This window comes from Paenibacillus sp. J22P277 (genome assembly GCF_059383675.1).
Genome location: NZ_JBXENS010000003.1, coordinates 55,195 through 72,294 on the forward strand (window position 1 = coordinate 55,195; position 17,100 = coordinate 72,294).

Annotated in this window: 17 protein-coding genes; 1 reads left to right on the top strand and 16 read right to left on the bottom strand. The window is 58.8% G+C overall.

What is annotated here, in order from left to right; all coding sequences use genetic code 11:
- Positions 1 to 114: 114 nt before the first annotated feature.
- From AC50YL_RS09310 to AC50YL_RS09320, 3 genes are read right to left on the bottom strand one after another with little or no spacing between them, the layout of a single operon-like run.
- Positions 115 to 675, bottom strand: a complete 561-nt coding sequence (locus AC50YL_RS09310; protein WP_494831314.1) for a methylated-DNA--[protein]-cysteine S-methyltransferase — start codon at positions 673 to 675, stop codon at positions 115 to 117.
- A 35-nt stretch (positions 676 to 710) separates the two neighbouring features.
- Entirely contained in the window at positions 711 to 1,967 is a 1,257-nt protein-coding gene (locus AC50YL_RS09315; RefSeq protein ID WP_494831315.1) for an MFS transporter, read from the bottom strand.
- Positions 1,968 to 1,991: 24 nt separating this feature from the next.
- The gene (locus AC50YL_RS09320) at positions 1,992 to 2,639 is read right to left on the bottom strand and encodes a nitroreductase family protein (protein ID WP_494831316.1); all 648 of its coding nucleotides are present in this window, start codon (positions 2,637 to 2,639) and stop codon (positions 1,992 to 1,994) included.
- Positions 2,640 to 2,847: 208 nt separating this feature from the next.
- Here AC50YL_RS09320 and AC50YL_RS09325 point away from each other — a divergent pair, with 208 nt between their 5' ends.
- Positions 2,848 to 3,438: a TetR/AcrR family transcriptional regulator gene (locus AC50YL_RS09325; protein WP_494831318.1), complete on the top strand. Its 591-nt coding sequence runs from the start codon at positions 2,848 to 2,850 to the stop codon at positions 3,436 to 3,438.
- A gap of 144 nt (positions 3,439 to 3,582) precedes the next feature.
- Here AC50YL_RS09325 and AC50YL_RS09330 read toward each other — a convergent pair whose 3' ends face one another.
- The 13 genes from AC50YL_RS09330 to AC50YL_RS09390 all read right to left on the bottom strand — a co-directional run bounded on the left by AC50YL_RS09330 (position 3,583) and on the right by AC50YL_RS09390 (position 16,945).
- Positions 3,583 to 5,157, bottom strand: coding sequence for an MDR family MFS transporter (locus tag AC50YL_RS09330; RefSeq protein ID WP_494831319.1), 1,575 nt, complete (start codon positions 5,155 to 5,157; stop codon positions 3,583 to 3,585).
- A complete protein-coding gene (locus AC50YL_RS09335) occupies positions 5,154 to 5,576 on the bottom strand; it encodes a MarR family winged helix-turn-helix transcriptional regulator (RefSeq protein WP_494831321.1) in 423 nt (140 codons plus the stop codon). Before AC50YL_RS09335 ends, AC50YL_RS09330 begins: the two co-directional genes overlap by 4 nt.
- Before the next feature lie 257 nt (positions 5,577 to 5,833).
- Entirely contained in the window at positions 5,834 to 6,085 is a 252-nt protein-coding gene (locus tag AC50YL_RS09340) for a YolD-like family protein (RefSeq protein WP_494831323.1), read from the bottom strand.
- Between the two features lie 196 nt (positions 6,086 to 6,281).
- Positions 6,282 to 7,298, bottom strand: a complete 1,017-nt coding sequence (locus AC50YL_RS09345) for a potassium channel family protein (RefSeq protein ID WP_494831325.1) — start codon at positions 7,296 to 7,298, stop codon at positions 6,282 to 6,284.
- A 116-nt stretch (positions 7,299 to 7,414) separates the two neighbouring features.
- Positions 7,415 to 7,807 carry a DUF350 domain-containing protein gene (locus AC50YL_RS09350; protein ID WP_494832513.1) on the bottom strand — a complete coding sequence of 131 codons (393 nt, stop codon included), beginning with the start codon at positions 7,805 to 7,807 and terminating at the stop codon, positions 7,415 to 7,417.
- Positions 7,807 to 8,499 (bottom strand): signal peptide protein, encoded by a 693-nt coding sequence (locus tag AC50YL_RS09355; protein ID WP_494831327.1) that lies wholly within the window; start codon positions 8,497 to 8,499, stop codon positions 7,807 to 7,809. The genes AC50YL_RS09350 and AC50YL_RS09355 overlap by 1 nt, the downstream gene beginning before the upstream one ends.
- A gap of 2 nt (positions 8,500 to 8,501) precedes the next feature.
- On the bottom strand, positions 8,502 to 9,689 hold the full coding sequence (locus AC50YL_RS09360) for a glutathionylspermidine synthase family protein (RefSeq protein ID WP_494832515.1): 1,188 nt from the start codon (positions 9,687 to 9,689) through the stop codon (positions 8,502 to 8,504).
- Positions 9,690 to 9,691: 2 nt separating this feature from the next.
- Positions 9,692 to 10,441 carry a hypothetical protein gene (locus AC50YL_RS09365; protein WP_494831329.1) on the bottom strand — a complete coding sequence of 250 codons (750 nt, stop codon included), beginning with the start codon at positions 10,439 to 10,441 and terminating at the stop codon, positions 9,692 to 9,694.
- Positions 10,442 to 10,470: 29 nt separating this feature from the next.
- Positions 10,471 to 10,686 (bottom strand): hypothetical protein, encoded by a 216-nt coding sequence (locus tag AC50YL_RS09370; protein WP_494831331.1) that lies wholly within the window; start codon positions 10,684 to 10,686, stop codon positions 10,471 to 10,473.
- Between the two features lie 362 nt (positions 10,687 to 11,048).
- On the bottom strand, positions 11,049 to 13,061 hold the full coding sequence (locus AC50YL_RS09375) for a metallophosphoesterase family protein (protein WP_494831333.1): 2,013 nt from the start codon (positions 13,059 to 13,061) through the stop codon (positions 11,049 to 11,051).
- Positions 13,062 to 13,078: 17 nt separating this feature from the next.
- Entirely contained in the window at positions 13,079 to 15,829 is a 2,751-nt protein-coding gene (locus tag AC50YL_RS09380; RefSeq protein WP_494831335.1) for a peptidoglycan-binding protein, read from the bottom strand.
- A gap of 424 nt (positions 15,830 to 16,253) precedes the next feature.
- Positions 16,254 to 16,574 carry a thioredoxin family protein gene (locus tag AC50YL_RS09385; protein ID WP_494831337.1) on the bottom strand — a complete coding sequence of 107 codons (321 nt, stop codon included), beginning with the start codon at positions 16,572 to 16,574 and terminating at the stop codon, positions 16,254 to 16,256.
- 20 nt (positions 16,575 to 16,594) lie between these two features.
- Entirely contained in the window at positions 16,595 to 16,945 is a 351-nt protein-coding gene (locus tag AC50YL_RS09390; RefSeq protein WP_494831338.1) for a MerR family transcriptional regulator, read from the bottom strand.
- Positions 16,946 to 17,100: the final 155 nt, after the last annotated feature.

The window sequence follows — 17,100 nt, forward strand, 5'->3', positions numbered from 1 at the left end:
TACGGACGCAGCAAAAACGGAAGGGAACCTATATAGGTTCCCTTCCGTTTTTTCGTTCGATTTGCATCTTTACATCCCGGGAGGATGCCTCAGCCCCCCTCCCCGCCCCCGATTTCAAAATTGAAACCGCGTGTGGCCTTTCTTGTTAAACGCATGAAAGCCTTCCAGACGAAGCAATTCTTCCTTGACCTTCAATCCTCCCCTGAAGCCGGTGAGCGCATTGTTTTTGCCGATGACGCGGTGGCATGGAATGACGATGGGAATGGGGTTCGCCCCGTTCGCCGCGCCTACCGCCCGAACCGCCTTCGGATGGCCCAATGCATCGGCGAGCTCCGAATAGCTGCGGGTTTGGCCGAAAGGAATGCGGGTCAAGGCTTCCCAGACGGACATTTGAAACGCCGTGCCGCGCAAATCGAGCGGGAAATCGAAAGCGGTCCGCTCTCCTTCAAGATATTCCCGCAGCTGTAGGACGTACGCGGACATCCGCTCCGGCTCCTGGATCAGCACGGCATCCGGAATCTTGCGCTCCACCCACGCTTGCAACGTCCCGAACGATTCGTTCGGCAGCGTGATCGCGCATAACCCGCGTTCGGTCGCGGCCAGATAAAGCGGTCGGTCTTGGAACGACGGATGCAGGAAGCTTTCCCAAAACACTTCGGTTGCGATTCTGCTCACGATAGTCTCCTTATAACAGCGATACCGTGAATCTATCACACGCCGCGCCGGGCCGCAAGGCCGAACATCGACGACAAGACAGCGACGATTCCGCTGACAATGAACACGGCGGACAGCCCGGCGGAGTCGACGAGCATGCCGCCGACTGCGGAGCCCACCGCAATCGCCAATTGCGAGACGGTAATGAACATCGCCGACGATGCCTCCGGAGCGTCCGGTGTCACTGTGAGCATCAGCGTCTGAAGCGCCAAGGGCACAAGCCCCCAGATCAGCCCCCACGCCGCAAAAAGAAGAGCGACGGTGATTGGAAAGGCATGCAGCGCGGGCATGCTAATCAAAACGATGCCGATTGCGGCAGCAGCGCCGGCAAAGGTCCAAATTTGGCTTCTCGCCACAAGACCGCTGCCGAGCAGCGTGCCGACGATACCCGCGAACCCGTAACCGAGAAACAGCACGGTCGCCAGATTCGAGCTCATGCCGGCGTTTTGCAGCAGAAACGGCGTCACGTAAGTCGAAGCGGCGAATTGTCCGACGGTAACGACGCCGCCTGCAATAAGCACGGTACGGCCTAAGGGCATCCGGAACACCTGTCCGAGATGAACGAACCGCATCCGGCCGATCGCGGGGATGCGGGGCAGGACCGCCGACTGCGCGACCACGATGAGCACCGCCGCCGCTGCCGCCCCTGCAAAGGTCAGACGCCAGCCGATGAGGTTCCCGAAGAATTGACCGGCGGGCAAGCCGACTACCGTACCGGCGGACAGCCCGGCAAGGATGATCGACGTGGCGCGCGTTCCGGCTTTTGGACCGGCCAGACGGAAGCCGAGCGAAGGAACCACGGCCCAGAACCCGCCGATCGCGACGCCCAAGAACACGCGGGCCGCAAGCACGGCGGCGAAGTTCGGCGCCAGATAGGCGATCGCGTTCGAGAGCGCGACGAGTACGCCGAGTCCGACGACTAGACGCCTGCGGTCGAGCCGACCCGCGCCTACGATCACGAGCGGCGCCGCGAGAGCCGCGCTCAATCCGGGGATCAAGATCATCAGTCCTGCCGCGCCGAGCGATACGTCCAGGTCGGATGCGACATTCGGAAGAAATCCGACGGGAATGAACTCGGTCGTGACGATGATTGCCGCCGCGAGCGCGAGCGATACGACTGCCAGCCAAGTGCGTAAAGCGGGGTTCGTCTGCACGGAACCGCCGCCGGCCTGCAACGCTCCCGTACGATCGTCGATCACGGCCGGCGCCGCCAGCTTCAACCCGTTCTCTCCGTAGTCTAACCCTTTACTCATTCCGGATTCCTCCTCAAGATGCGATTAGTTGTCAAATCCGTTCCAGAACGCGATCTCTTCGAGCGGAAGACGAACCGTCGGACGAGCGGGCTCGCTCGCTTTGCCGATCGCGATCAGCATGACGTCCGCATAACGGTCCGGGATATCGAACAGCGCTTTGAGCTGCTGCGGGTCGTAGCCGCCCATCGGGCAGGTATCGTAGCCATGCGCTTTCGCGGCAAGCAGGAGCTGCATGGAGACGAGCCCCGCATCGACGAGAAAGGAGCTTCTGATCTTCTCCGGGCTCGAGCTCGCGTAATGACGGTTCAGATTCGCGACGAGCTTGCTTTTCGCTTCCTCCGTCATATAGCCGGCCTGCACCGCGCGATCATAGATCCGGTCGGCCTCCTTGTAACCCTCCATATCCGCCAGCACGACGATCATCGCCGAAGAGGTCAGGACCTGCTCCTGATTGAAGGCGACGGGCAGGAGCTTTTCCTTCAGCGCCCGATCGGTTACGACGAGAAATCGCCAGGGCTGCATGTTGGCGCCCGAAGGCGCCAGAGAAGCCTCGTTCAACACGTCCTTCAGCTCCTGTTCGGGAATGTTGAAGGTCGGATCATACTTGCGCACCGAATGCCTTTCCTGAACGAGCGTCCTAAAATCGCCTGCATGGCTTGCTCGTGTTTCCATTGTTGAATCCTCCTCGTTTATTCTAATGATATAAATCTTAATTTTAAATTTTGTACCTACAGGTACATTAAACGATACCAACGTGCCTGTCAACCTTATTTTGTTTTTTTGGGCCTTCCGTCGCCGCTTCCGGCGAACTTGACACGAAGTCGGATCCTGCGGTTAAATGGATTCACCTAAACGAGTGGATAGTTGGAGGCGAATCAAGATGGGCAAAGGACGCACGCGCGTTTTCGACGCCGACCAAGCGCTGGAACGGGCTTTGCATCTGTTCTGGCAGAAAGGCTACGAAGGCACCACCTTGGCGGATCTGACGAAAGCGATGGACATCAACCGCCCGAGCTTGTACGCGGCCTTCGGGAACAAAGAAGAACTGTTCCGCAAGGTCGTCGAGCTTTACGGCTTCAAGTCATCCCCGTCGGCCACGGCGGCGCTGCGCGAACCGACTGCCCGCGCCGCGGTAGACAAGCTGTTGCACGACACCATCGACTTCTTCACCGAACCGGATCATCCGCCCGGCTGCCTCCGCGTCCACGGCGCGTTGTCGGGCGGGGACGAATCCGAACCGATCCGGCAGGAGTTGATCTTGGAACGCGCAGCCAGCGAAGCGGCTCTTCGGCGGCGGCTGGAATCCGCGCAAGCATCGGGCGACCTGCCGGCCAACGCCGACCCTCGCGAACTGGCGCAATACATCTCGACCGTATTGCTCGGCATCTCCGTACAAGCGGTAAGCGGCGTATCGCGCGAGCAGCTTCACCGGATCGCCGACCTTGCGCTCGCGGGCTGGCCGGAATCCTAAAATCGCTCATGCGGCTTCTTACACCGCGGCATTCATGTGAAAATAAAGAAACCGTCCTATACTGGACGGTTTCTTTATTTTGCCGGCAATTTGAAACGCAAAAAGCCAAGTCTCGACCGAGACTTGGCTGGGGGTAAATAGAAATTACATCATTTCGGCTTCGACTTTAACCGCAGGCGCGCCTTCCGCGCGTTTCGGCATCCGCAGCTTGCCGTAGAAGACCGCTGCGACCAAGCCGATCAGAACCACAACGATTCCGATGACGAAGACCGAGGTCACCGCGTCGCTCAAGATGTGCTGCAGCGCCGAAAGCAGTTTGGCCGGAATTTGCGCCTTCACTTCGGGTTGAAGCAGCGATTGCGGATTGCCCAGCTGAGCGAACTGGTCGTCCGGAATGTCTTGGAAATCATTTCGAATGTCCGCGATTCCGCTCGTCATCTTGCTGGACATGATCACGCCCATGATGGCAACGCCGACCGTACCGCCGATGGAACGCGTGAACTGCGTCGTCGACGTGGCAACGCCCCGAAGGTCATGCCCGACGGCGCTTTGCGCGGCGATCGTAAGCACCGGCATCAAGGCGCCCATGCCGCCTCCGACGACGATCATGTAGAGGATCAGTTCAAAACTGCTCGTATTGACGCTCATCTGCGACATGAAGAAGTATCCGACCGTCATGATGGCCATGGCGGTCACGACGATCGACCGGTAGCTGACCTTCGTAATGAGCCGGCCGCCGATAATGCTGGATAGAATCAACGACAGCATCAGCGGCGTCAAAATATACCCGGAATTCGAGGCCGACGTGCCGATGACGGCTTGCGAGAACAACGGAATGTACGTGATCGCGCCGAACATGCCCATTCCCATCATGAAGCCCACGACGCTCGATACCGAGATCGCGCGCACGCTGAACAGCTTCAGCGGGATGATCGGTTCTTTGACGATTCGCTCAATCCAGAGGAACAACAGGAGCAGCACGATGCTGGCGCCGAATAAACCGAGAATCTGCGGGGAATCCCATGCGTACTTCGTCATGCCGCCTTCGGCCGAGCCGCCGCTGCCGCCCATCTCGATGGCGAGGAGGAACGCGACGACCGCGCCGGTAAGCGTGGCGGCTCCGCCCCAGTCGATCGATTTCTTCTCGGTGCTTTTGGATTCCTTGAGCGAGACGGATAAAATAATGGCCGCGAAAATACCGAACGGAAGATTGATGTAAAAAATCCACTGCCAAGCCAGGTGATCGACGATAAATCCGCCGACGGCCGGACCGAGGACGCTGGATAAGCCGAATACGGCGCCGAAGATGCCCTGCATCTTACCGCGGCGGTCCGGAGGGAAAATATCGCCGATGATCGTCATGGCGATCGGCATCAGGGCGCCTGCCCCGATTCCTTGAATCGCGCGGAAGACGATCAATTGCGTCATGTCGTGCGACAAGCCGCAGAGCGCGGAGCCGATCAGGAAGAGCGCCATCCCGATCAAATACACGAGCCGTCTGCCGAACAAATCCGCCAGTTTGCCGAAGATCGGCACGGCCGTCGTCGAGGTTAGCATATAAATCGTGAATACCCAGCTGTACAAGTTGAATCCGTTCAATTCGGCTATGACATGCGGCATTGCGGTCGACACGATCGTTTGATCGAGCGATCCGAGCAGCAGGCCAAGCATAAGTCCGGTCACGATCCAACGGATCTGCCGAGGACTGATGTTCGTCATCGTTCCACTTCCTTGTTGTGAGTTGATTTGTCGTCCAGCGCATCCAGCAGCAGCTTGAACGCATCCAGGACGACGTCCAATTTGGACTCTTCCAGCTGCCCGACGATGCCCGCGAACCATTCGTTGCGCCGCTGTCTGGTCAAGGTAACGGTCTCTTTGCCCTTCGCCGTCAAACTAAGCCGTACGACTCTGCGGTCGTCCTCTTGGCGCGCGCGTTCCACGAGGCCGAGCGCGGTCAGCTTGTCGGTCAGCCCGGTCGCCGCGCCCGACGTGATGCCGAGAATCTTGGCGACGTCGTTGACCCGGCACGTTTCGGCATGATGCAGGTAAAACAGGACGAATATCTGGCCGTTAGCCAGATGGAGCGGGTTTTCCACCGTTTTCAGGCTGTTCTTCGCCTTCTGGGACCACCGTTCCATAATAAGCTGCAGCTCGGAGAGTTTGGCTTCTTTCGTGCTTGAATCTCCTATCGTTTTCTCCCTCCGTTCAGAGCATGGCATCCATCGCGCGGTCGATACCTTGTCGCTTAAATAACTTAGCGATTAAGATATTTAACTTCTAAGACGTTATAACAAATCAAGTTATATGTCAATAGTTATATATAAAACCGATCTTTCCAAACGAAAAAGGACCCCCGTTCCCGCCGCGCTGCGGACAAGAACAAGGATCCGTTCGTTTAGTTCCGTGGGTAATTCACTTGCATGATATCCATGAAGGGGACCTTCTCCATCCCTTCGGACGTCGCCACATGGACCTTCCCGGTCCGCGAGTCCATCGCGATGATCTGCCCTTGCACCGACTCGTCCTTCCCCCACACCGACAACACGATCGTCGTCTCCTCGTGGAAGGCCTCGCTCAATTGATTGCCTATTTCCTCCAACACGAATTCGTCCCGGGTCGGACGCTTCGGAATCTTGGGTTTTGCCAACTTACTCACGCTCCGCTGTTTCTACTTGTATAAAGCCTACCTTCTAGTATACAACAGAACGGGCACTCAGCGGCGTAATAGAGACATTTTTCCGGAAACAACCTTTATAGTAATGATTGATAGAACCATCAGATCGTCCGTTAAGCGCCTTGCAGGACGCCGCGCACGAATGAAAAAAAGAGACCCGAAGGTCTCCTTATTTGCCGGTAATCGCGCGGTAAGTCGCTTCGTCGGCGATCATGTACAATCTTGCGTCCGCCGGGATCGGCACGTCCAGCTTGCGGTTGACCCCGAGATCGCCGCGGTCCGAGATCAGCGTCGCTCCCCTGCCGAGCAGGTCTTGGAAGGCATCTCCGTACGTCCGCCAGCCCGGCCGCACGGGAACCTCGTAGATATCGTCGCCGTGCTGCCGGCTGAGCAGCTGGCTGAAGATCTCCGAATTGCCTTCCTGCAGCGCCGCGCGGACGGCCAGCCGCGAGATCGCGTCATGGGACAGCACGAACTCGTTGACGTTGATGTAGCGGAAGTTCTGAATGTTCTTCTCCTGCACGATCTCCACCGTCGAATGAATGGCCGGCGCGAGCCGCTCGATGCTCGACGCGATCAGCAGCGATTTCCCGTCGGCCAGCGCGGCCTCGTCGATGCGCGAATCCGCGAAGACGATCGCCGACCGCGCGGTCATTAGGTTCGCTTCCGCCAGCGTCTCGTCCGATGCCGGGTCCCCGCTGATGAAATGCACGTTGCTCCGTCGCTGCAGCGGATGCCGGTCGGACTCGTCGATGATGACGATCTCCGCTTCGGGCAGATAGGCCAGAATTTCCTCGACCGCATACTGCGCTTTCTTGCTCCAATTGATGATGATGAAATGATCCTTCCCTTGAAAGCTCAATTCACCGGCCTCCCTCTGGCGTTGGATGGATGCGATGGAATCGATGACCTTGCCGATCAGGAGACTGAGCAGCCCGATTCCGAAGATATACAAAAAGATGGTGAGCAGCTTGCCGAGCACCGTCTTGGCGTAATAATCGCCGTAGCCGACCGTCGACATCGTCGTCAGCACCCAGTACAGCGCGTTGAACCAAGAATGGAACGTATCCGGCTCCAGCATGTAGGCGAGCGACGTGCTGACCAGAATGAACACCGCCGCGGCGAAGAAGAGCGACGTGTTCTTGAAGTGCATCGTCTTTAGGAACAATCGCAGGAAAAAATACATCTCTGACCCTCATCCTCTTCGGCTCTATTCGGTACATGCCGCAAAAAAATGGCTCTGCCGGCTTGCGTGCGGGCAGAGCGTGATGAAATTTCAGCGGTAATTCAAGCAGCGCGCATCTACACGATCAGGCTGCTGATGGCAAAGCTCGTGCCCAGGAACACGAAGCAGAGCAGGATGCCGATGGCCGTGTTGCCCTTCTGCAGATGCTCGGAGATCTTGAGTCCGGGCGTGATCAGCTCGAAGAGCCAGTAGGCGGCGATCAGGCAGACGTAGCCGACCGCGAACCACAGCATCATGTACCAGATGGACGTATTCGTATAGGCGGACACGCCGAGAATAATCGCCGTTGCCAGGAATTTGCCTCCCAGCGCGAGGCCGACGGCCATATTGCCCTTCCGAAGCTCTTCCAGATCCTTGAACGGCGTCATCCAGCTGAAGATGAGCATCCCGATCAGCTGAAGCAGGAAAATCACGATTACACTCACGACGATATTGGTCACGACGACCATCATGCCCACCCCCTGAATTTTGCGTAAGCCAAGTCGTAGTCGACGTAATCATGAATCTCCTCGACCTTGATCGGCACTTTCTTCAAGCTCTTAAGCGTCTTGTAACGGTCTTCGTCGATCGGCTGCTTGAGCTGATTGCCCGACGGCAGCGTCAGCACCGCGAAGTTGCGCGTCTTGCCCTGATATTCCGTCTTGTACACGCCGACCAACGCGACCGTCGTTTGCAGCGAAATTTTGAGATTGGCGAGATCCGCCTTCGCCTTGGCCTCGTCCGGATAAGACTTGATCGTCGTCCAAGCGGAGAGCTGGACCTCGTCGCGGCCGCTGGCGTTGGTCGTCATGTCGGCGCTCATGAATTGCATCGTCCAGACGCTGTCGCCGGTCGCGTAGTTGCCGTCGTTGGGGAGCAGCGCGTTGTCGGGCAGAATCGTCATGTCGCTGCCGATCAGATCGCCTACCGTACCCTTCACGATCTTGTAGTCCCACGGAATCCGGTTCGTATCGCCGCCGGCTTCGGCGGCAGCCGTATCCGAATCGGTATGGAAAACGGTTTGCTGATCGTTCGCGCACGCGCTGAGGAGCACGACGGCGAACAGCGCAAGCATCAGGAATCCGAGCGGCTTGAGCCGGCGGCGGGATCGGATCCCGGCCGCGCGGGATGCCGCGAGTTGGCTTGCATGGTTGTCTGTCATAGTCAATCCTTCACTCCCAACGGGATAAAATGACTCGTATTGCCGGTAATCAGGCCTCCGGCCCTGCCGAGCATGCCGCCCGGCTTGCCGTTCAGCATGAACATGCCCGTCAGCAGATGGAACTCGCCCTTCGCCGTCCGGATGCGGGCAAGCTCCGCCCGTTTCTGATAGACGATCGGGAACAAGACGCTCGTATCGAACCCGTCCCGATCCTCCACTTCCAGCTCGCCTTGTTTGTCGAACAAGCGAACGGAACCGCCTTCGCGGCCGAACATCGACTTGGACACGAAGCTGCCCTGGAATACCGGCTTATTGTAGGTCGGCAGCATGTAACGCCTGATCGTCTTGCGCTCCTCGGCGTCGAACAGCTGTCCCAGCTCGTACAGCCCCCAGACCGCGGCTTGCAATCCCTTGGATTGAAGCATGATGCTGTGCGGAGCGTTGAACAGCGCCAAATGGCCGTTGTCCACCGCGTAGAGCAGCGCGTCGCCGCCTTCGTCGATGGCCAGCCATTCTTTCGGATACAAGGCGAACATCCGTTTGATCTCGGTGCCTGTTCCGTCCTTGAGCACGCCCTCGTCCACCCACAGATCGAGACAATCGACGCAGCGAACGTCGAGTCCGCTGTGGCGCACGAGCGCCTCGATCGTGCCGGAATCCTCCAGATGCTCGCCGTAACCGACGCAAGCGGCCGCTTCGGGCCGTTCCTCCGCCCATGCCGCGGCGACCAGCTCCGCCATGCCCGCGTTCGGCGACGAAATGCCGGCCCTCGCGCACAGCCATGGCGTTGCGATCGCGGATTCGACGTAGCCCGTCGGCGTATCCGCATTCAACTCCAGCAGCTTGATCGTTCCGTCGCCGGCGATCGCGAAGTCGAACCGCGCATAGCGGCTGATCAAGCCTTCGGGCGGCAAAGGCAGCAGATCGAGCGTATCCCACAAGATCTCGGGAATGCCGATCAGTTCGTATAGCTCGCGTTTCCCGACCAGGTGGCGGACGGTCTTGTCGAGTATGCGCCACAGCTTCGCGGACGCGAGCTCGAGCTCGGCATGCGTCTCGCGCGGCATCAGCACGATCTGGTCGATCCAGTACTCCTCGGCCTCCAGGTCCGCCCAAGCGAAGCCGATCTCATTCAATTGCGCGACCCGGGCGGCGCGATCCGGATCCGGTTGTCCCCATACTTCGAATATCGTCAACCGCCGAATCCTCCGGAAGAATGAGAGCTGCTGCTCGAGCCGGACGACGAGCCGGAAGAGCCGGATTTGGACGAGCTGAATACGCTGGACGGCTTGGAGCTGCTCGAACTCGAGCTGCTCACGCCGCTCGACGTGCCTCCGATGCCGCCGGGCTTGGAGGACGAGGAACGCCGGGTAATCGTGCCGGAGGCGGCAGTCGTCTTCGGATGCACGGTCGAGCCCACGACAGGCTTGTTCTGGAAGTTGCCGCTCGCGTAACTCTTCGTCTTGTAAGGCGTGCTCGTTCCCGCGTAATAGGTCGTGTGCGAGCTGGACCAGGAACGCGTCGAATACGAGGAACCGCCGTTAAACAATAAATGATAGAGAATCAGATCGTCCCAGCCGAAGCCGGAAGAATAACCGTTATTGACGATGACCGTATCGCCGGAGCCGCCGCCTTGACTGACCGCTCCGGTCCCGGCGGTCGCGTCCGTGCCTGCTCCCCCGGCTTCTTCGTCTTCTTCCAGCAGCGGAATGTTCCAATCGACCGCCGGATCGAAATACGACTTGACTTCGTCCGACGACCACTCGACCAGCTTCGGCTGATCGCCCGTAGCCGTGCCTTCCGCGGCATGCGACGAGGATCCGAACACGGCGCTCGCGAGCAGCGCGATGACCATCGAGGTGGATAAGATTCGAAGCGGCTTGCCGTCCTTCGTAAAAAGCTTGGATCTCACCGGTTCATCCGGTTTGGCTTCCCATTTCAACTGCGCTTCCCCCTGTCGCTCACGGTGTTTCAGTCGTTCTGCATCGGAACGACCAGGATTTCCAGCTTGCCGTTATCCAGATTCAATCGGCCTTCCAGCGTCTCGTATTCGCGCGCGCCGACCGTGATATAGTTCACATGCTCGAGCGAAGCGACCATGTTCAGCGACCAGGTCCGTTCGTCGATCCGAATCAGCTCGCCGCCCGCGCTCTTCTCGTACAAGATGACGGATATTCCATTATCCAAACGCTTACACCCTTTCGAACTTGGAGTTTCTACCAAGATTTACAGTAAACGACCGATGAAAGTATTGTCAATGAAAGACTTGTCAATAAATGTTGGAAAACCTCGCTTTCTTCTCATTTTTCGTTTGGAAATTATTAGAAATTGCTGCCGATCACTTATTCAACTTACGTATTTCCGGTTGCAAAGATTCACAATTTTATCATGAATGAATGACCTGGCGTGCAGGTTTGCAGAATAAACGGGCAACAAGCCGCGCCGTGTCCGGTTAGCAAAATAAAAAAGACAAGCGCCGCCGTGAATACCCGACAGTGCTTGTCTGCATAGACCTTCAACTATTACGAGATGCCTGGTCCACTCCCCGTTCAATCCCACGTACTGCCGTTCGCGAAATTCCAGGTGCGCTCCTGCTCCCTGCCGTTCACCGTATAGAAATAGTTGGTCACGGTCCTGTCCTGGAACGAGACGACGCCCAGATTATGCTCGCCCACGTACCTGGAGTTGGCCGAGTCGTTCACGCGCTGCCTGAACAGCCGCGCCGGCTTGACGTCCTCTTTTTTCTTGTGCACGACGACCTTTCTTCCTTCGGCGAGATCCCATTCGACGATCGCGAAGCCGCCGTTCTCCGGGTCGCCGGTCAGCGTGCTTCCGTCTTCCGTCAGAATCGAGGCCGTATCCGCCGTCGTCAGGTTGGCCGGGACCTTGGTGAAAGTGCTGCTGGCATAGTTCTTAAGGGCGCTGCTCGTGAGCTGCAGAAACCGCGCCGACCAAAGCGGCTCGTACGTCGGCGATGAGCCGGACGGCACCTTGGGGAGCGTCGTGCCGGAAGGCAGCCATTTGATCATCTCCCTCAGCGTCAGGTCGTCGTAGACGACGGTCTTCATCGTCGAGGTGAAGGCGTAATGGACGTCGCCCGACAGGAGGACGACATCCCGGTCCGCCATCAGATTGAGGAACAGCAGGAGATGCCGCCGATTCGCCGACCAGCTCTCCAGATCCAGAAAATACGGGCCGGCTGCCGCGGACACGGCATTCTGCAGGTCCTCGATGAATTTGAAGCCGAATACGGGCGCCGCGGCCACGAGCACGAGCGGCAGATTGCGGTTTTGCCGTTTCAGCAGGACATCCAGCTTCCCTTTCGTCGCGGCCCAGGAATACGGGTCCTTCAGGTAAGCGGGTGCGCCTTCGTCGCTGCCGCGCAGCCCGTCCTTCACGCCGCGCTGCGTCCGGGTGTCGAGGAAATAGATCAGCGGATACGTCGGCGTATGAAACTCCCAATCGCGCAGTCCCCAGAATAACGTTTCGACGCGTTCGTACTGCTTGTGCCGGTCGCGGATCCGGTCCGCGATCTCGAACAGCGTCTTGTCGCTGTACAAATCGGGATGATTCCCGAAGCCCTGCATCAGCCAGAACGCCATCAAGCCGTTGGCGATGATCCGGTTGCCGAGCGGGGTGCTGCCGGCCTCCTTCTGCCATTTGACGCATAAATTCCAATCGTCGGTGATGTCGTGATCGTCGAAAATCATGTAGGTCGGGATATTCGCCAGCAGCCGCCGCACATCGCCCAAGCTGCTCGTGAAAGAATAAAGCTCGCCGAACGGCGCCTTCCAATTGTTCGCGTTCCACATCAACCCGTACATCGCCAAATATTCGGCGAACGTGACCAGATGGTTATCGCTCTCCCCGGACGTGAATTTGGCGTATTTGGTTACGAAATCTTTTCTCCCGCCGATTCCGGGCAACCTCGCGGCGACGGGCAGTTTCTCGGTCTCCGCGCCTTCGATCCGCTTGGCCAACGCTATGACTTCCGCCATGACGGCCGGGTTCACGTCGTCGGCGTAGATCTGGTCGCCGCCCAGGCATAGAATCGCGGGGCGTTTATCCAGATCGCCGGCGTTCGCGGCAATGAGCTTGTCGCCGTTGCCGAGCGCATCCAGCTTGCCGCCCTGCTCGTCATGGATTTTGCGGCAGGATCCGTACAGCACGTTCAGTTTCTGCGCCGGGCTCTGCAGGAAGAACGTCGGCAGCTTGCGCACGCCGTACGCAAGGCCGAGTCCGTCCGTCGCCGCGATCGTCTCGAAAGGCCCGTAGTCCGCGTGCTCGTCCGGGTCGAGCACGCCGATGCCGTACTCCAGCAGCGTGCGAACCGGAAACGGCTTGCCCGGCTCGCTCGGGGTCACGCGCCCGAAATAAAAGAACAGCGTAGGCGAGACCTGGATCGGCACGGGGGTATCGTCATGGCCGAGCCACTGCTCCTTCCCGTGCTCCCTGACCGAGAAGACCAGATTGATCGGCTTGAAAACGGCCAAGCAAATGACGACGAGATCCTGCTGCGCCCGCCGGAGCAAGGGACCGACAAAGATATCTTCCGCGTCCATCGCGACTCCCCCGCCCGTCAGAGCTGCCGCCCGGTCTTGGGATCGTAAACGACCTCGACCGGCACGACTTGATCGGTGGGCAGCACCTCGATCCATTGATCGAAGACCTGGAAATGCCGGTCCGTATTGTTGGGATCTGGCTTCAAGCTGTTCGGATCCGCGCGGAAACCGCCCTGGAGCGGATAGAAGCCGTGCTCGAACACCTTCTCCACCGGCGTGGAATGAACCTTGTTGTCGTCGTTGATCTCGGTGTTCGGATACGGCTTGACCTCGTTCGATTCCGTGTTCTTGTCCGCCACCTCGAGGCAGAGGAAATCGATGGCGTTCCGGATCGAGACGGTCGCGTCGGGAGCCAAGCCGAGTCGCGCGCGAATGGCTTTCAGCTCGTCGTCCGTCGCGGCATAGGACGCCTCCAACCCGTCGGAGCCTTCGACGTTGGCGTTCTGCAGCCAGTTGAGCGCGGCTTGCTCCTTCCCGGGACGGATCGGGATGACCGCCTTCACCCAAGGCGCGTTCAGAAAGGCGTTGCGCAGATTATCGCCGTCCAATTGCAGCAGCCAGCCGAGCGAGCTTCCCATCGGCGCAGGCGCGGATTTCTCCGTGATCAGGTAATTGTCCTGACGCACGGTACTGTCGCTCCAAGTCACGATGCTGTCGGCCAGCTGCGACTGCAGATCCGGCAGGTTGAGATGCTGGTACGCGCGCGGCTTCCACCATTCCGGGGCCACGAAGTAGAGCATCTTGTCGATATCGAAGATCGATAGCAGCAGCTCGGAGAGGATATGCCGGCTGCCGTCGCTCGCCGAATAATATTGAAAGCCGGTCATGAGCGAGCTGATCAGCTTGCGGTAGACGACGATGCGCTCCTCTTCCCGCAGCTCCTCGTAATTGCGTTTCGCGATGCCGCGGGCCAGCTCGACGCGCTCCTTGGCGGATTTCACGAACGTTTCCTTGGTGATGCGGTCGTTCTCGGCGGTGGCCGCGTCGCCCTTCAGCTTCCTCGCGGTGTTCGCGGCGGCGATCTCCGCCCGCTTGGCCGCGCTCGCGGTGCACCTCACGACGGTGCCGACCGCGAAATCGATCCGTTCGTCCCACTCGATGCCGTCCGCCCCGGTAATGACGCCGATCTCGATCTGGCCGCTGCCGTTGAACCTGGCGCCGAACGCCCAGACGCCGGTAAAATCTTCGCCCGAGGCGGAGAGCTGCGCGGCTTGAAAAACGCCGGCTTCCTTGGCCACGTCGAACCCTTCCGGCGGTGCCGGAGGATCCATGACCGCTACCGTGACGAAGCCGGATTTGCGCGAATCGCCGAAGTTCCAGACCGCGTTCGTCTTCAACGACACGAATTGGTCGGCGGGCACGGGAATCTCGGTCTGATCCGGAACCGGCAGCAGGTTGGCCGGCTGCGCGATATGGATCAGATTGGCCAGGCCGAGGCTGTCGCCCGGCTCGTCCACGTACGCTTCCCAGCACAGGTAGGTGCCGACGTCCTGCACCTGCACGCCGACCTGCCTCATTTTGCGGCGCAATTCATAGTTGATCAGCTTCTCCGTGGTATTGGCCAGCACGTACCGCTTGCTCGACGTATCCGTCACCTCCGTGACCGTCTTGAACGTCGACTTGTAATTTTCGCGGATCTCGCTGGAGAGCTTCTCGCTCTGCTGCCGCATCTTCTTATGGGTCGTCTCCCGCGCCACCTGCTGGGTCTTGTCCATATTCAGGCTGGCCGTGGCCGAAGCGCTACCGGTCCCCCAGGACTGATTGACCGTCGAGGTAATGCCGAGCTTCAAGTCGTCCTTGTTGTCCTCCTTGACCGCTTCGCTGATCTCGTCCTGATCCGTCGTGCTCGTCTCGGTCTTCTTCGTCGTCTCCAGGGACGTCTCGACCGTCTTCTCGATGGTCGTCTTGCGCGTGCTGACCTCGATCAACTCGACGGTGGAGCCGGGACTTAGCCACACATGGCCCGTCGGCGTTCCGAGAAAGCTGTCCAGCTCGAAGAAATACTGCCGGTACAAATGGACGATCCCGAGCGGCGACAAGGAGACGTCCTGCACGTCTTTCTTGGGATCGAACGAGAGGTACGGATCGGCGGCCGAATCGGCATCGGCTTTCGCGAGCGTGTCGTAAAACGCTTGTTTGGCGTCGAAGTCCAGGTCGGCGAAGAAGATCCGCATCAGCTCGGCCACCCGGCCGTTGACGAACAGCTCGTTGAGCACGCCGGCGATCTCGGTCTCGCTCTCGAGCGCCCGCCGGACGTCCGCCTTGCTTTGCTCGCGCAGGCGGTTCACCAGCGCCGGATCGTTCGCGTTATTTCTGCCGATTACTTTGCATTGGTCCATCGAAGCCTGGCCGTAGAATTCGATGACCTGATTATTCAAAATGCCGCCCAGCTCGTCGCCGTTGACGAACTTTTTCCATTCGTCGACGCTCTCCGGGAGGCCGCCCAGCTCGCGCAGATTGCCGCTGATCGTTCGCAGAAGGATCGAATCCTGCTGCTTCAGCCTAGGTCCCGCGAATCCCGCAGGTCTCAGGTTCGGCGCCGACACGTAGCAGTCTTCATTGATGTCGATCGGCGTCCGATTCGCCATGTATTGCTGCAGCCGCGGCAGCAAGGCGCTTTTGTCCAGCTTGGCGCTCGATTGCATCTTGTCGAGCACGCGCTTCGATTTCCAGCCGATCAGCGATTGATGGACGCCGAACAGCTCGCTGGCATACGGCAGGACAGACTGATAATCGACGAGATCGGTGATTCGTTTCACGTTCGTCATGGGGGGCGATTCTCCAATCGTTGGATTTTTTAGGGGAAGCCGTATCCGCCCTGGGACGATCGCCCAATCGGCAAGAAGACTATAGCAAACGAGTCGGCGTACCGCATGTACCTCCGGTCTGTATTCGGTTGCAACTTCGGGCATATTCCTCCCCTACGGTTCATCAAATCCCGACAACGATCGCCGGCCGGGGATGCTCGCCGCAGCCGGACCAGGACCGTCTCCGTTCCGATCGCATAAACCGGCGTGATCGGAGCGACCGAGGCAACCGTGCGGTGTCCGAAATTCCAAGCAGAATAGTTAACGGGATTAAATAGATGCCGAAAGGCAATCGAATAGGCTGCACATAGAAAAAAGCCGCGCCAGGCGCAGCTTTTCGGACATTATTAATGCAGTTAAATGTTTGGCGATTCGAAATGATTCGTTACGCCATGTATTTGGCGACCAGCGTCTCGTAAACGGCTTTCGGCCGAAGGCCGACGAGCTTCTCCACCGGTTGGCCGTCATGGAACACGATCACCGTCGGCATCGACATGATGCCGTATTCCGTCGCGATCTTCGGCGAATCGTCGCAATCGATCTCGAGTACTGCCAGCGCGTCTCCATGCTCCGCGCCCAGCTGGTCCAGCAGCGGTTTGATCGCCTTGCAGGGCGGACACCATGCGGCCCCGAATTCGACCAGCGTCACGCCTTCCTGCCTGATTCCTTCATGAAACGTAGCCTCGTTTACCGCGATCATCGTCATATCCATTCCTCCCGGGACGGTTATTGGCTTTCCTGTATCGACCGGATGCGGTCCAACAGATTCGTTCTGATCTGGCCGAGCTGCAGCAGTTGGGCATCGATCTCCTGCAGCTTGCGCTCGTAGATCGGAAGCACCTCCGCGCAAAACGCCTCCTTGTTCTTCAGGACGCAGTTCAGGAAGCTGCCGATCTGCTCCGTCGTTAGCCCAAGCGACAAATAAAATTGAATCGTCCGCACCTGCTCCTCGGCCGTCGGGTTATACGCCCGGTATCCGTTGTCCATGCGCACTGAAGCCAGCAGCCCCTCTTGCTCGTAATAACGCAGCGATCGGATGCTCGCCCCGGTCCGTTTGGACAATTCGCCGATTTTCATGCCGTCCTGCCTCCTTCTCCGATCGTTACGCCTTCATTATAAACCCTGCCATTACTGTCAGGGTCAAGTCGTTATTTCAAATCTCCTCCTCCGTTACGGACGCAGTCGGCGGAGGATCAGGCGCTATTGGCCGAGACAGCACAAAAAGCCGCTGT

Coding starts and splice junctions, on each gene's coding strand:
- AC50YL_RS09375 (WP_494831333.1), bottom strand. CDS start 13,061: ATGGACGCGGAAGATATCTTTGTCGGTCCCTTGCTCCGGCGGGCGCAG.
- AC50YL_RS09350 (WP_494832513.1), bottom strand. CDS start 7,807: ATGGTCGTCGTGACCAATATCGTCGTGAGTGTAATCGTGATTTTCCTG.
- AC50YL_RS09380 (WP_494831335.1), bottom strand. CDS start 15,829: ATGACGAACGTGAAACGAATCACCGATCTCGTCGATTATCAGTCTGTC.
- AC50YL_RS09330 (WP_494831319.1), bottom strand. CDS start 5,157: ATGACGAACATCAGTCCTCGGCAGATCCGTTGGATCGTGACCGGACTT.
- AC50YL_RS09325 (WP_494831318.1), top strand. CDS start 2,848: ATGGGCAAAGGACGCACGCGCGTTTTCGACGCCGACCAAGCGCTGGAA.
- AC50YL_RS09390 (WP_494831338.1), bottom strand. CDS start 16,945: ATGAAAATCGGCGAATTGTCCAAACGGACCGGGGCGAGCATCCGATCG.
- AC50YL_RS09335 (WP_494831321.1), bottom strand. CDS start 5,576: ATGGAACGGTGGTCCCAGAAGGCGAAGAACAGCCTGAAAACGGTGGAA.
- AC50YL_RS09320 (WP_494831316.1), bottom strand. CDS start 2,639: ATGGAAACACGAGCAAGCCATGCAGGCGATTTTAGGACGCTCGTTCAG.
- AC50YL_RS09355 (WP_494831327.1), bottom strand. CDS start 8,499: ATGACAGACAACCATGCAAGCCAACTCGCGGCATCCCGCGCGGCCGGG.
- AC50YL_RS09315 (WP_494831315.1), bottom strand. CDS start 1,967: ATGAGTAAAGGGTTAGACTACGGAGAGAACGGGTTGAAGCTGGCGGCG.
- AC50YL_RS09345 (WP_494831325.1), bottom strand. CDS start 7,298: ATGTATTTTTTCCTGCGATTGTTCCTAAAGACGATGCACTTCAAGAAC.
- AC50YL_RS09385 (WP_494831337.1), bottom strand. CDS start 16,574: ATGACGATGATCGCGGTAAACGAGGCTACGTTTCATGAAGGAATCAGG.